The following is a 14,270-nucleotide window of genomic DNA, read 5'->3' on the forward strand; positions in this document are numbered from 1 at the left end:
CCGAAATAGCTTGTCGGTCGTCACACTTCGGGACACCGCTCCCCGTGTCCCGCCCGCGCATCCCGGCGCGGGCCGGGATCGCTGTTCCAGCTCGGTCCCGGCCCGCGCCGGAACCGTACTCCTGCGCTCAGCCCCTCCGCATGAACGAGGGCACGTCCACGTCGTCGTCATCGTCGCCGGCGTCCGGCGGCGTGATGTGGGACCGTGAGTTGGTCGTGACCGTCGGCTCGGCCAGCGTGCGTGCTCGTTCGGTGTCGCGGTAGCTCGGGATCGCGCCGCGGCCGGCCGTACCCGCGGTGGACGTGCTCGGCGTGCTGTCGCTGCTACGCGCGGCGATCTCACTGGCGCGGCTCTGCCCGATCTCGCCCGAGCGCGCGGTGCCGATGGTGCTGCGGCCCGACGTCTCGAAAGTGCGCCGGGCAGGCCCGCCGCCGTCGAAGCCAGCCGCGATCACGGTGACCCGCACCTCGTCCCCGAGCGAGTCATCGATCACGGTGCCGAAGATGATGTTGGCCTCGATGTGCGCGGCTTCCTGCACGAGCGACGCCGCCTCGTTGATCTCGAACAAGCCCAGGTCGGACCCGCCCGCGATCGACAGCAGCACGCCGTGCGCACCGTCCATGGACGCTTCCAGCAGCGGCGAATTGATGGCGGACTCGGCCGCTTTCACCGAGCGGCCCTCGCCGCGCGCCGAACCGATACCCATCAGCGCGCTGCCCGCCCCGGACATCACGCTCTTGACGTCGGCGAAGTCGACGTTGATCAGGCCGGGGGTGGTGATCAGGTCGGTGATGCCCTGCACACCGTTGAGCAGCACCTCGTCGGCGGAACGGAACGCGTCCATCAGGCTCACCGCCGCGTCGCCGAGCTGCAGCAGCCGGTCGTTCGGGATGACGATCAGCGTGTCGCAGGACTCGCGCAGCAGGTTGATGCCGACCTCGGCCTGGTTCCCGCGCCGCTTGCCCTCGAAGGAGAACGGACGGGTGACCACGCCGATGGTGAGCGCGCCGAGCTTGCGCGCGATCTGCGCTACGACGGGGGCGCCACCGGTACCGGTGCCACCGCCCTCACCCGCGGTGACGAAGACCATGTCGGCGCCCTTGAGCACCTCTTCGATCTCGTCCTTGTGGTCCTCGGCGGCCTTGCGCCCGACCTCGGGGTCGGCGCCGGCTCCCAGACCGCGGGTCAGTTCACGGCCGACGTCGAGCTTGACGTCGGCGTCGCTCATCAGCAGCGCCTGGGCGTCGGTGTTGACCGCGATGAACTCGACACCTTTGAGTCCCTGCTCGATCATCCGGTTGACGGCATTCACACCGCCGCCGCCGATACCGACGACCTTGATCACCGCAAGGTAGTTGTGCGGGGGCGTCATGGGCTCTCGCCTTCCTTCGATCTAAAGCCTGTCGTTTTCGGATTCTCGGCACGCCGCTCGGGCCCGTTCCGCGGGTGGGGTCGCTGCGAAGAAGCGAACCGCGGTTCGGCAAACCCTAAAGCTCAACCATAGGGTTAGCGTTATGTCAAGTATCCGACTGGTGCGGAACGCTATTCGCAGCCGACGCGATACGCGCGCAGGCGCGCCGAAACGAGAGCCAGAATCTTGCGTGATCCCGCTCGTCTCGCCGCTCCACACGTCGTATGGTGAACGGTTGCCCCCCGGCCCTCTTCTCGGCGCCGGAACCACTTCCGGGCCGCCGAAAATTCCCTGGACGCAATGGGTGTGGATCACTTTACCGTGACCAGATTGGGACTCGAAACATCGAACACCGTTCCGGGGCGTGTCAACAACGGCAACACGACCGCCGCCTTTCGTTCGGCGTCGTTGGTCCCGCCCCAGAGTACCGTGCGACCGTCCTTGAGATTCAGCGAAATATCCGAAATGGACCGTGCGGCAACCTCCTCCACGAGAACCGCCAGCGCAGCAGGCACGATGGCGAGTATGGAGACCGCCGCCGCGGTCAGCGGATCGGCGCCGCCGGGATGATCGGTGATCAACTTCGGCACGCCGATAGGCGCGGTCTCCACCGCGAATTCCACGCCCTCGGCATCCAGCAGATGCGCGCCTTCCGGGCTGTCGTAGAACAACACCGGAACGCGCTCGACGACCGTCACCCGAACCGTGGACGGAAATACGCGCTGCACCCGTGCGGTGCGCACCTTCGGAATGCCCGCCACCCGCCGGGCGATCGCGCTGGTGTCGATTCGCAGCATCGAGCGCCCGGACGGGATTTCGAGCACATCTCGCACCTGTGGTTCGGGTACTGCCACCGCCCCCTCGATCCGCACGGTGCGCACCGAGAGCACCGGGGTGAACCAGGCGAGGGCACAGACCACCGTAAGAACGCACACGCCCAGCAATCCCCACAAGCGAATTCGGCGCCATTCGAGTGCGCCGAACCGATCACTGGCGCGGCGCCCGGCCGCGCGCGCCGACCCGACCCCGCGCACGCCGGGTCACCGTCCGTGCTGGGGACGCGCCCGTAATCCGTCGAGAATTTGGCTGCCCAGCATCGTCACGTCGCCCGCGCCCATGGTGATCACCACGTCGCCCGGCAACGCCAACCCGGCGACCTGGCGCCCGACCCGGGACATATCCGGTTGATAGTGCACCGGTTTCGTCACCGACTGCGCGACCAGCGCGCCGTTCACGCCGGGCAGCGGCTTCTCCCGCGCGCCGTAGACGTCGAGCACGACGACCTCGTCGGCCAGGCTGAGCGCGGCGCCGAAGTCCGCGGCGAAGGTCGCGGTCCGGCTGTAGAGGTGCGGCTGGAAGACCACGATGACCCGTCCCTGCCTGGAGCGGGCGCCGTCGCGGGCCTCCTGCTGAACCAGTTCGGCGGCGGCGCCGAGCACGGCGCGCACCTCCGTCGGGTGGTGGGCGTAATCGTCGAAGACGCGCACGCCGTTCTCCCGTCCGGCGAACTGGAACCGGCGGTGCACACCCCCGAACCCCTCCAGGCCCTGAATGATCTCACCCATATCGGCGCCGGTGGCGTGGGCGGCCAGCAGCGCTCCGAGCGCGTTCAGCGCCATGTGCCTGCCCGGTACCGACAGGCGCAGCGTGCGCGGCGCGGCCTCGTCGGCGAGCTGGAATTGCACGATCCCGCCGACGTCGCGCGGCTCCCAGCTGTGCAACCGCGCGCCCACCGGGACCGGCGCGTCCGCGAGGTCTCCGGAGCCGTAGCCGAGAACGCGGACCTCGCGCCGCGCCAAACGCTCGCCGACCCGCTCGGCCAGCGCGCGCGAGCCCGGATCGTCCAGGCACACCACCAGCAGGCCCCCCGCGGCGACCCGGTCGGCGAAGTCGTCGAATACCTGCACGTAGGCCTCATCGGATCCGAAGAAATCCAGGTGGTCGGACTCGATATTGGTGACAACGGCGACGTCCGGGTCGTACTGCAGCAGTGAGCCGTCGCTCTCGTCGGCCTCCGCCACGAAGATGTCGCCGGTGCCGTGGTGGGCGTTGGTGCCCGCCTCGTTCAGTTCGCCGCCGACCGCGAACGACGGGTCGAACCCGCAGTGCTGCAACGACACGATGAGCATCGAGGTGGTGGAAGTCTTGCCGTGCGTACCGGAGACCAGCAGCGTCCGATGCCCCCGCATCAGCGACGCCAGCACCGTGGGCCGCAGCAGCACCGGGATGTCGCGACGGTTGGCCTCGACGAGTTCCGGATTGGTCTTCGGGATGGCCGCGTACGTGGTGACCACCGCGGTCGGGCCGCCGGGGAGCAGGTCCAAGGCGGTGGCGTCGTGCCCGATCCGCACCTGCGCGCCCCGAGCCCGCAGGGCGAGCACGCCCCGGCTCTCCTTCGCGTCCGACCCCGACACCGCGCCGCCGCGAGCGAGCAGGATCCGGGCGATGCCGGACATACCGGCCCCGCCGATCCCGACCATGTGCACGCGTTCGAGTTCCGGGGGCAGCCCGCTGTGTTCGGTGTCCGGTCCCGCCTGGTCTGCCGTGGTGTCGCTCATCGGCGCGCCACCGCCGCCGCGATCCGCGCCACCTCGTCGGCGGCGTCACGGTGCCCGGCGCCTGCGGCGGCCCGGCCCATCTCGGTCAGCCGTGCGGAGTCCATGAGCAGCCCAATCACCTCATCGATCACGTATTTCGGCGTCAACTCGGAATCGGGGACAATTCTGCCACCGCCCTGGCGCACCACGGGCCGGGCGTTGAGTTCCTGCTCCCCGTTGCCGTGTGGCAGCGGCACGTAGAAGGCGGGCAGCCCGACCGCGGACACCTCCGCGACGGTCATCGCGCCCGATCGGCAGACCACTGCGTCGGCGGCCGCGTAGGCGAGGTCCATCCGGGACAGGTACGGCACCGCGAGGTAACGAGCGCCGTCCCGGCCGCCCGCGGCGGAGTCGCCCAGGTCGAGGATGTTCTTGGGTCCGTGCGCGTGCAGCACCGAAATCCCGGCGGCGGCGAGCTGGGGTGCGGCTCCCGACACCGCCTCGTTCAGGGTGCGCGCTCCCTGCGACCCGCCGAAGACCAGCAACACCGGCCCTTCGGGTGGGAGGCCGAAGTGCGCCCGCGCCTCGGTGCGCAGTGCGGCGCGGTCCAGTCCGGTGATCGATGCGCGCACCGGAATGCCCACCACCTGCGCGTTCGGCAGGCCCGAGTCCGGGACCGCCGCCAGCACCCGCGCCGCGCGGCGGGCGCCGACCTTGTTCGCGATGCCCGCCTTGGCGTTCGCCTCGTGTACCACCACCGGGACCGGGCGCCTGCGGCGCAGCACGCCCGCCCCCGCGGCGAGATACGCCGGAAGCGCCACGTACCCGCCGAAACCGATGATCACGTCGGCCTCGACCGCATCGATGACGGCGCGGGTGGCGGCCACCGAGGCCCGGACCCGTCCAGGCAGCCGCAGCAGATCCATGGTGGGTTTGCGCGGCAACGGGACCGGAGGGATGAGCTCGAGCGGATAGCCGCGTTCGGGAACCAAGCGGGTCTCCAGCCCGCGCTCGGTGCCCAGCGCCGTCACCCGGATCGAATCGTCGAGCCGCCGCAACGCGTCCGCCACCGCCAGTGCCGGTTCGATGTGGCCCGCCGTGCCGCCGCCCGCGACGATTACCGAGATCACCTAGATCTTCCCCGTTCTCTTGCATGGTTGACCGGATAGCTGGGTTCCCAAGCCCTGGTGGCGCGCGCCGAGCTGGTGCCGCGGCTCTCCGGCGAACGCCGCCGCGGCGGTTCGGCGCCGTAGCGCCCGCGCCTGCCGGGCGGCAGTGCCGACGGTCCACGCTCGCCCGCCCGCGGCGCCCGGCCGCGGCGGCCCGAGCCGGACCGAGCCGGTGCGTACACCTCTGGTTTGGGCAACCGCAACAGCCTACTGAAACGACCGTCCTGTCCGGCGTGCAGCGCCGCGACCGCCTCCGGCTCGTGTCTGGCCGCGCTGGCGATGATGCCGAACATGAACAGCGTGATGGCCAGTGACGATCCGCCCGCGGAGACCAGCGGCAGCTGCAACCCGGTGACCGGGAGCAGGCCGACCACATAGCCGATGTTGATCAGTGCCTGCGCGGTGATCCAGGTCGTCGCGGTCGCGGTGAGCAACCGCAGGAACGGATCCACCGACCGGGCCGCGATCCGCAAGCCGGTGTAGACGAACAGCGCGAACAGGCCGAGCACCAGCGCGCAGCCGAGATAGCCGAGTTCCTCGCCGATGATCGCGAAGATGAAGTCGTTGTGCGAATTCGGCAGATAGCTCCACTTGGCGCGGCTCTGTCCCAGGCCGCGTCCCCAGATACCGCCGTCGGCCAGCGAGTACAGCGCCTGCCGGGCCTGGTAGTTGATGCCCTGCGGGTCATCGCCGGGGTTGAAGAACGCGCGCATCCGGTCGGAGCGATAACCGGCGGACAGCGCTAGCACGCCCGCGGCGATCACGCCGGACAGTGCGATCGTCACGAACAGGCGCACCGGCAGGCCGCCGAACCACAGCAACGCGCCGAGCACGACACCCAGCGCGATGGTGGTGGACAGGTTCGGTTGCAGCACCACGAGCAAGCACACCAGCAGACCGGCGGGGACCAGCGGAACCAGGATGTCCTTGAGGCTCGCGCGCTCGGCGCGGCGGGAGGCCAGCAGGTGCGCGCCCCACACCACCAGCGTCACCTTCACGACCTCCGACGGCTGCACCGAGACCGGCCCGAGCACCAGCCAGCGGCGCGCGCCCTGCACCTGCGAACCGATGCCGGGTATCAGCACCAGCAGCAGCGCCAGCACCGACAGCGCGAACAGCGGGAAAGACCACTGCCGCAGCCTGCGCAGGGGAATGCGCAGCGCCAGATAGAACAGCACGGTGCCGACGGCGGCGAACATGGCCTGCTGGATGAACAGCGAGTATGCCGATCCGCCGTCGGCGTAGGCCTCCACGCTGGAGGCCGACAGGACCATCACCAACCCCAGCACGGTGAGCAGGGTGGCGATGGTGACCACCAGATGGAACGACGCGAGCGGCCGCGCCAGCCAGGCCCAGAACCGAGGGACCGCCTCGCGCTTGCGCCGCGCCGATTCCGTCATAGCCGCCGTCCGATGTCACCGTCTTCCAGGGCGTGCACCGCCGCGGCGAAGCTGCGGCCCCGGTGCGTGTAATCGGTGAACATGTCCAATGACGCGGCGGCCGGCGCCAGCAGCACGGTGTCGCCGCGGCGGGCGAAGCCCGCGGCGGCGCGCACGGCCCGCGCCATGACGGCGTCGGCCGCGGCGGTCGGAGACGCTGCGTCACCCATCCCTGCATCGTCTCCCGCGACCAGCTCGACGACCGGGACATCGGGCGCGTGTCGCGCCAGCGCGGCCGCGAACACCGGCGCGTCGGCGCCGATCAGCACCGCCGCGACCAGACGGTCGGCGACCTCTTCGATCATGTCCTCGACGTGAGCGCCCTTGAGCTGGCCACCGGCCACCCAGACCACCTGTGGATGCGCCAGGATCGATGACCGCGCGGCATGCGGATTGGTGGCCTTGGAGTCGTCGACGAAGTCGACTCCGGCCAGTTCGCGCACGAACGCGGCGCGGTGCGGGCCGACCTTGTGCTCGACCAAGCCTTCCCGAACGAACTGCGGCGCGACATCGATCGCCCTGGTCAGGGCCGACGCGGCCAGCGCGTCCGCGACGCCGGCGGGGCCGGGCGGGCTGATGTCGCCGACCTCGGCCAGGATCGCGGCCTTGGTGAACGCGCGGTCGAGCAGTTTGCCGTCGACCACGCCGAGTTCGCCGTCGGCGGGCACCCCGACCCGGAAACCCACGGTCCGCCGGGCCTTGGACTTGCGCGCCAGCGAGGCCGCGACCGGATCGTCCAGGCCGACCACGCCGACCCGGCCGACCAGCGCCCTGGCCTTGGCCGCGGCGTAGGCGTCCAGGCCGCCGTGCCAATCCAGGTGATCCTCGGCGACGTTGAGGACGACACCGGCCTCCGGGCGCACCGACGGCGCCCAGTGCAGCTGGAACGACGACAGCTCGACCGCGAGTACCTGCGGGCCGGGGTTACGCCGCAGCGCGTCCAGGATGGGTAGGCCGATGTTGCCGCAGGCGACGCTGGCGATACCGGCGGCGCGCAGGATCGCGTGGGTCATCTGGGTCGTGGTGGTCTTGCCGTTGGTGCCGGTGACGACCAGCCATTTGCGGACCGGTCCGTAGATCCTGGCCTGATCCACCCACCAAGCGAACTCGACATCGCCCCACACCGGCGTGCCCTCGGCCACCGCGGACGCCAGCACCGGCGAGTCCGGCCGCCAGCCCGGGCTGGTGATCACCAGCGCGAACCGGCTCCAGTCGGTGTTCTCCAGCTCCGCGCCGGTGGCCACGTCCAGTCCGAGGCCTGCGGCCTCGGCCAGGGCCGCGGCGCCGCCGTCGGTGACCACCGGACGCGCGCCGATGTCGCGCAGCGGTTCGACCAGCGAGCGTCCCGACACGCCCCAGCCCGCGACCAGGACGTCGCGACCGCGGAGGAATTCCAGCATGGGCCCGGGTGAGCGCAGTGCTCGCGGAGAATGTTCGACCATCTCGTTCACCCGACCGCGGAGAGGTATTCGCTGTAGAACAGCCCGAGTCCGACCGCGGAGGCCATCGCGGCCAGCAGCCAGAACCTGATGATCACCGTCGTCTCGGCCCATTTGCTGAGCTCGAAGTGATGGTGGAACGGCGCCATCTTGAACAACCGGTTGCGCGTCGTGCGGAAGACCGCGACCTGCAACACCACCGACGCCGTCTCGGCGACGAACAGCGCGCCGATGACGATCATCAGCAGCTCGGTCCGGGTGGTGATGGACAGGCCCGCCAGCAGGCCGCCCAGCGCCAGCGAGCCGGTGTCGCCCATGAAGATCTTGGCCGGGGCCGCGTTCCACCACAGGAACCCGACGCACGCCGCCGCGCCCGCGGCGCAGACCAGGGCGAGATCCAGCGGATCGCGCACGTTGTAGCAGCCGGCCTCCGGCTTGGTCTCGCAGGCGTGGTAGTACTGCCAGAACGTGATGATCACGTAGCCGCCCAGCACCAGACTCATCGATCCGGCGGCCAGACCGTCGAGTCCGTCGGTGAGGTTCACCGCGTTGGACCAGGCGACGACCACGAAGCAGACGAACACCAGGAACACGACCACACCCATGGTCACCGTGCTGATGTCGCGCACGTAGGACAGGTGCCTGCTGGCGGGCGTGAGCCCGCTCGCGCCACGGAACTGCAAGGCGAGAATGCCGAAGATCACGGCCGCCGACAGCTGGCCGAGATACTTGCCCGCCGCGGTCAGGCCCAGATTGCGTTGCTTGCGGATCTTGATGAAGTCGTCGACGAAACCCACCGCGCCCAGGGCCGTGGCCAGGCCGAGCACGAGCAACGCCGACGCCGACGGCCCGTCGGCGTGGTAGCCGATGCCGATCAGGTGGGAGCCCAGGTAACCGGCCCACATGCCGACCAGGATCGCGACGCCGCCCATCGTCGGGGTGCCGCGCTTGGCCTGGTGGCTGGCGGGACCGTCGACCCGAATCTCCTGCCCGAAACCCTGCTTGGCGAACAACCGGATCAGCAAGGGGGTGAGCAGGATCGAGACCGTCAGCGCGATCGCCGCGGCGAAGAGAATCTGTCTCATCCTGCTGCCTCCGTGTCCTGTCCCGGCCCGCTGTTCGCCGCGCCGCCGCGTGCGGCCACGACTCGCGGGTCGGTCAGATGCTCGGCGACCTCCCATAGGCCGACCGACTTCGATGCCTTGACCAGCACCACGTCGCCAGGGACGACTTCCTTCTCCAGCAGTGCGATCGCCGCCTCGATGTCCGGTACGAGGACCGATTCCTCGCCCCACGACCCTTCCATCACCGCCCCTTGATGCAGCGCGCGGGCCGGTCTTCCCGTACCGACGACCACGACCCGGCTGACGTCCAACCGCACCGCGAGCCGCCCGATGGCGTCGTGTTCGATGACCGATTCCTCGCCGAGTTCGGCCATCTCGCCGAGCACCGCCCAGCTGCGCCGCGGCGCCTCGGCCGCGCGGGCCATGCTGACCAGCGCTTTGAGCGCGGCGCGGACGGAGTCCGGATTGGCGTTGTAGGAGTCGTTGACGACGGTGATCCCGTCCGCGGTGGTCCGCACGTCCATCCGTCGCGCGGACGCGGCGCGCGCACCGGACAGCGCCGCGGTCACGGTCTCGAGGTCGGCGCCGCATTCCAGCGCGACCGCGATCGCCGACAGCGCGTTGCCGACCTGGTGCTCGCCGTGCACGGCCAGCCGCACCGGGGCGCTGCCCGCGGGCGTGTGCACGGTGAACGCGGCCCTGGCCTGGTCGTCGAGCCGGACGTCGGTGGCCCGCACGTCGGCGTTCGCGGCCTGCCCGACCGTCACCACCCGCGCCGACGTGCGCGCGGCCATCGCCGCGACCTGGGGATCGTCGGCGTTGAGCACGGCCAGCCCGGTCGGTGGCAGCGCCTCGACCAGCTCGCCCTTGGTTTTCGCGATGGCCTCGCGGCTGCCGAACTCGCCGAGATGCGCGGTGCCGACGTTGAGCACCACACCGATGCTCGGGGGCGCCACCTCGGCCAGCGCGGCGATGTGTCCCGGCCCGCGCGCCGACAGCTCCAGCACCAGGAAGCGGGTCACCGCGTCGGCGCGCAGCGCGGTCCACGGATGACCGAGTTCGTTGTTGAACGAACCCGGCGGGGCCACCACCGCGCCCAGCGGCGCGAGGACGGCGGCCAGCAGGTCCTTGGTGGAGGTCTTGCCGGACGAGCCGGTGACGCCGACGACGGTGAGTCCGCCGTCCGCGGCGAGACGCGACACGCTGGCGCGGGCCAGCGCGGCGAGCGCGGTCAGCACAGCGGCCCCGGAGCCATCCGTGTCATGGCTCAGGGCAACCGAACTCGACGGCACGGCGCCGCGGCTGGGCGTGACCACGACGGCGGGCACGCCCACCGGCCGCGCCGCGAGCACCGCCGCCGCGCCCGCGGCGATCGCCGCGCCCGCGTAGTCGTGGCCGTCGGAGCGCTCGCCCGGCAGCGCCAGGAACAGATCGCCGGAACCGATTCGGCGCGAGTCGAATTCGACCGCACCGGTCACTCGCACCTCCGGGTCTACGACGTCGTGCAGCGTGCCGCCGACGACCTCCGCGATCTCCCGCAGTGTCATCTCGATCATGAAACCGTCAAGTCCTCCGCGTGGTTACCTTGCGGACTGCGTCTTTCCAATGCGGCCGCGAGTACGTCGCGGTCGTCGAAGGGGTGCTTCACGCCCTGGATCTCCTGCCCTGCCTCATGTCCTTTGCCCGCGATCAGCACCACGTCACCGGGGCGCGCCCACTCCACCGCGGCCGCGATCGCTTCCGCGCGGTCACCGATCTCACGCACCTCGCCGCGTTCGTGCTCCGGCACCTGCGACGCACCGGAGAGCACCGCGGCGCGGATGGCCGCCGGGTCCTCGGTGCGCGGGTTGTCGTCGGTGACGATCAGCAGATCGGCGCCTCGCGCGCCCGCGGCGCCCATCAGCGGCCGCTTCGCCGCGTCCCGGTCACCGCCCGCGCCGACCACCACCGCGAGCCGTCCCGCGGTGTCCGCCGCGAGATGTCCACGCAGCGTGGCGATCACCGACTCCAGCGCCGCGGGCTTGTGCGCGTAGTCGATGATCGCCAGGAAGTCCTGTCCGCGCTCCACGCGCTGCATCCGGCCGGGCACGTCCACGGTCGCCAACGCGGGCGCGGCGACCGAGGGTTCGACGCCCGCCGCCGCGCATACCGCGACCGCGAGCAGTCCGTTGGCGATGTTGTAGTGGCCGGGAAGCCGCAGGCGCACAGGGATTTCCCCGTGCGGCCCGGCCGCGGTGAAGTCTTGTTCGCCGCCGTGCGCCGAGACCGCGCCGGTGACGCTCCATGCGGCGGCCCGGGTGGTCGACACGGTGACGGGGTCCGGGAGACCAGCGGCGAGCCGCCGTCCCCAGTCGTCGTCCACACAGACCACCGCGGTGCGCGCCGCGATCGGCGAATCCGGTTCGAACAGCCTGCGTTTGGCGGCGAAGTAGTCCTCGAAGTCGGCGTGGAAGTCGAGGTGATCCTGGGAGAGGTTGGTGAACGCGCCCACCGCGAAACGAACCCCGTCCACCCGGCCCAGCGCCAGCGCGTGGCTGGAGACCTCCATCACCACCGCGTCCACGCCCTGTTCGACCATCAGCGCGAACATCGCGTGCAACTGCGGCGCCTCGGGCGTGGTCAGGGCGCTCGGCACGCGCCTGCCGCCGATCCTGGTCTCGATGGTGCCGATCAGCGCGGTGGACAGCCCCGCGGCGGCCAGTCCCGCCTCCACCAGATAGGAGGTCGTGGTCTTGCCGGAGGTTCCGGTGATCCCGACGATGCGCAGCCGCTCGGAGGGGTTGCCGTAGATCGTCGCCGACAGCTCCCCGAGCACGGCCCTCGGGTTCTCCCGCACCAGCACCGGCACCTCGAGCGGACCGGCCAGCTCCGCACCCGCCGCGTCGGTCAATACCGCGACCGCGCCTCTGGCGACCGCGTCCCGCGCGAAACGCGCGCCGTGCGAGCGTGCGCCCGGCAGCGCGGCGAACAGATCGCCGGGGAGCACGGCGTGCGAGCGCTGCTCGATGCCGGTGACCGACACGCCGCGCGCAGCCGGTTCAGGGCTCGTCACGGCCCCGATGACGGCGGCCAGCGACGCCAGCGGCGTCGAGGGCGAATGCTCTGGCCGTAATGCGCGCGGTTGACCGGACTGCACAGAAACCAGGCTCCTTTCGGGGGCAGCGATCGACGTGTCAGGTTACCGGCGACCGGTCACGGCGGGACCATGCGCCCCATCGCAAAGCCGGGGAGGTCGCCCACCGCACCCTACGGGTTCGTCCGCCCGGTCCGGAGCGCGCCACGCGGCACCCGGGCACGACCGTGCGAGGCCGGTGCGCGCACGGCCTTCCTCCGCTCGCCGCAGGCCCTCGAATACCGCATTTACCTGCTGTTTCCTCCGGACAGATCCGCTGTCTTCGCTGCCGATCCGCCCCGGTCGTACCGAGCGAGCCGACCGGATCACCCGGCCTGCAGGACGAAGTGCCGGGACGGCTGCGGAGACGGCGGTACGCGGTCGCGCTGCAGTGCCCAGGACGCGATGTTGTGGAACAGCGGAGCCACCGAACCGCCTCCGGAGCCGTCGGAACTGCGAACGGGCGCGTCGAGCATGAGTCCGATCACGTACCGCGGGTTCTCCGCGGGAACCATGCCGGCGAAGGTGATCCAGAACGACGACGTGGAGTAGCACCGGCAATTGCGGTCCACCTTCTGCGCGGTGCCGGTCTTGCCCGCCACCTGGTATCCCGTGATGGCCGCGGGCCAGCCGGTGCCGTTCTGGTTGGCGTTCATCGGGTCACGCTGCACCACCGCCTGGAACATCGTCCGCAGCGTGGCGGCGGTCTGCGGGCTCACCACCCGCACGCCGTCCGGCTGGGTCTCCTCGGTGCGGGTGCCGTCCGGCGCGATCTTCGCCCGGACGATGCGTGGCGGAATGCGCACGCCGTCGTTGGCGATGGCCTGGTACATGCCGGCCATTTGCAGCGTGGTCATCGAAAGCCCCTGGCCGATCGGGAGATTGGCGAAGGTGCCGCCGGACCACTGCTCGCGGTCGGGCATCAGGCCCGCGCTCTCTCCCGGCAGACCGATGCCTGTGCGCTGCCCGAGCCCGAACCGGTGCGCCATATCGGCGAAACGGTCTTCGCCCACGCGCTGCGCGAGCATGAGCGTGCCGACATTGGAGGACCTGCCGAAAATGCCCGTGGTCGTATAGGGCTCGACACCGTGCGACCACGCGTCGTGCACGGTGACGCCGGCCATCTGGATCGCGCCGGGCACCTGATGCACCTCGTCCGGATCGGTCAGGCCGTACTCGACGGCCGCGGCGGCCGTGACGATCTTGTTCACCGAGCCGGGCTCGAACACGTCGGTGACCGACGGGTTGCTCAGCTGGGCGTCGGCCCACTTCTGCGGTCCCAGTTCGGGGTTGAACGTGTTGTCGTTGGCCATCGCAAGGACCTGTCCGGTCTTGGCGTCGAGGACGACGGCCGATGCGGCGCCCGCACCCGACAGGTCTTTGGCCTGCTGTACCTGTTGTTGCACGTAGTACTGCAGATCGGAGTCCAGGGTGAGCTCGACGGCGGAGCCGTTGACCGCGGGCTGCTCGTCCCGCCAGCTTCCGGGTATCACCGCGCCGTCGGAGCCGCGATCGTAGGTGTGCGAGCCGTCGGTACCGGCCAGCACGGAGTCCAGCGACGACTCGAGCCCGACCTGCCCGTGGCCGTCCCACCCGACGGCGCCGACGACGTTCGCCGCCAGCGAGCCGCCGGGGTACACCCGCGGGCTCTGGTGATCGGAGCCGACCTGCGGAAACTTCTCGGTGATCTCGCTGGCGATCCTCGGATCCACGTTGCGGGCCAAGTAGACGAACGTCTCGTCACTGCGCAGCTTCGCCAGCAGGTCCGCTTCCGACGGCGCGTCTTTACCCACCTTTTGATGGATGGTGCGCGCGATGTCGCGCAGCCGCTCGTCCGGGTCGGGCGCCTTGTCGTTCTCGGCCTTGGCGTCCGCTAGATCCTGGCGGACCCGGACCGGTTGGAAGGTCAGCGCTTTCGCGGAGACGGTGAAAGCCAGCGACTTGCCGTAACGGTCGGTGATGGGCCCGCGGGTGGCCGGGTCGGGTTGATGGGTGGTGCGCTGACTGGCCGCTTGCGCGGACAGTCCGGGCGCCGCGACGCTCTGCACCCACAGCAGTTGCAGCGCGACCACGGCGAGCGCCACGAGCATCACCACCCG

General features: G+C 70.6%; 10 protein-coding genes. All 10 read right to left on the reverse strand.

Annotation, left to right across the window (positions count from 1 at the left end; translation table 11 throughout):
• Positions 1-127: 127 nt before the first annotated feature.
• Positions 128-1,372 (reverse strand): cell division protein FtsZ, encoded by a 1,245-nt coding sequence (gene ftsZ / locus K8O92_32090; GenBank protein ID UAK32280.1) that lies wholly within the window; start codon positions 1,370-1,372, stop codon positions 128-130.
• Between the two features lie 350 nt (positions 1,373-1,722).
• Positions 1,723-2,364, reverse strand: a complete 642-nt coding sequence (locus K8O92_32095) for an FtsQ-type POTRA domain-containing protein (protein ID UAK36072.1) — start codon at positions 2,362-2,364, stop codon at positions 1,723-1,725.
• Between the two features lie 87 nt (positions 2,365-2,451).
• A complete protein-coding gene (gene murC, locus K8O92_32100) occupies positions 2,452-3,891 on the reverse strand; it encodes a UDP-N-acetylmuramate--L-alanine ligase (GenBank protein ID UAK36073.1) in 1,440 nt (479 codons plus the stop codon).
• A gap of 74 nt (positions 3,892-3,965) precedes the next feature.
• A complete protein-coding gene (gene murG, locus K8O92_32105) occupies positions 3,966-5,078 on the reverse strand; it encodes an undecaprenyldiphospho-muramoylpentapeptide beta-N-acetylglucosaminyltransferase (GenBank protein UAK32281.1) in 1,113 nt (370 codons plus the stop codon).
• Complete coding sequence (gene ftsW / locus K8O92_32110) at positions 5,075-6,517, reverse strand: putative lipid II flippase FtsW (GenBank protein UAK32282.1); 1,443 nt, start codon at positions 6,515-6,517, stop codon at positions 5,075-5,077. Before ftsW ends, murG begins: the two co-directional genes overlap by 4 nt.
• Positions 6,514-7,956 carry a UDP-N-acetylmuramoyl-L-alanine--D-glutamate ligase gene (gene murD / locus K8O92_32115; GenBank protein UAK36074.1) on the reverse strand — a complete coding sequence of 481 codons (1,443 nt, stop codon included), beginning with the start codon at positions 7,954-7,956 and terminating at the stop codon, positions 6,514-6,516. Before murD ends, ftsW begins: the two co-directional genes overlap by 4 nt.
• A 47-nt stretch (positions 7,957-8,003) precedes the next feature.
• Positions 8,004-9,080, reverse strand: a complete 1,077-nt coding sequence (mraY, locus tag K8O92_32120; protein UAK32283.1) for a phospho-N-acetylmuramoyl-pentapeptide-transferase — start codon at positions 9,078-9,080, stop codon at positions 8,004-8,006.
• The gene (locus K8O92_32125) at positions 9,077-10,615 is read right to left on the reverse strand and encodes a UDP-N-acetylmuramoyl-tripeptide--D-alanyl-D-alanine ligase (GenBank protein ID UAK32284.1); all 1,539 of its coding nucleotides are present in this window, start codon (positions 10,613-10,615) and stop codon (positions 9,077-9,079) included. The genes mraY and K8O92_32125 overlap by 4 nt, the downstream gene beginning before the upstream one ends.
• Positions 10,612-12,195: a UDP-N-acetylmuramoyl-L-alanyl-D-glutamate--2,6-diaminopimelate ligase gene (locus K8O92_32130; protein ID UAK32285.1), complete on the reverse strand. Its 1,584-nt coding sequence runs from the start codon at positions 12,193-12,195 to the stop codon at positions 10,612-10,614. Before K8O92_32130 ends, K8O92_32125 begins: the two co-directional genes overlap by 4 nt.
• A 302-nt stretch (positions 12,196-12,497) precedes the next feature.
• Positions 12,498-14,261, reverse strand: a complete 1,764-nt coding sequence (locus tag K8O92_32135) for a penicillin-binding protein 2 (protein UAK36075.1) — start codon at positions 14,259-14,261, stop codon at positions 12,498-12,500.
• Positions 14,262-14,270: the final 9 nt, after the last annotated feature.

The organism is Nocardia asteroides (assembly GCA_019930625.1).
GTDB lineage: Bacteria > Actinomycetota > Actinomycetes > Mycobacteriales > Mycobacteriaceae > Nocardia > Nocardia sputi.

What these genes read in the sequence shown, in the direction of transcription:
- ftsW (UAK32282.1), bottom strand. Translation starts at nt 6,517, where the DNA reads ATGACGGAATCGGCGCGGCGCAAGCGCGAGGCGGTCCCTCGGTTCTGG.
- murD (UAK36074.1), bottom strand. Translation starts at nt 7,956, where the DNA reads ATGCTGGAATTCCTCCGCGGTCGCGACGTCCTGGTCGCGGGCTGGGGC.
- mraY (UAK32283.1), bottom strand. Translation starts at nt 9,080, where the DNA reads ATGAGACAGATTCTCTTCGCCGCGGCGATCGCGCTGACGGTCTCGATC.
- ftsZ (UAK32280.1), bottom strand. Translation starts at nt 1,372, where the DNA reads ATGACGCCCCCGCACAACTACCTTGCGGTGATCAAGGTCGTCGGTATC.
- murC (UAK36073.1), bottom strand. Translation starts at nt 3,891, where the DNA reads ATGGTCGGGATCGGCGGGGCCGGTATGTCCGGCATCGCCCGGATCCTG.
- K8O92_32125 (UAK32284.1), bottom strand. Translation starts at nt 10,615, where the DNA reads ATGATCGAGATGACACTGCGGGAGATCGCGGAGGTCGTCGGCGGCACG.
- K8O92_32135 (UAK36075.1), bottom strand. Translation starts at nt 14,261, where the DNA reads ATGCTCGTGGCGCTCGCCGTGGTCGCGCTGCAACTGCTGTGGGTGCAG.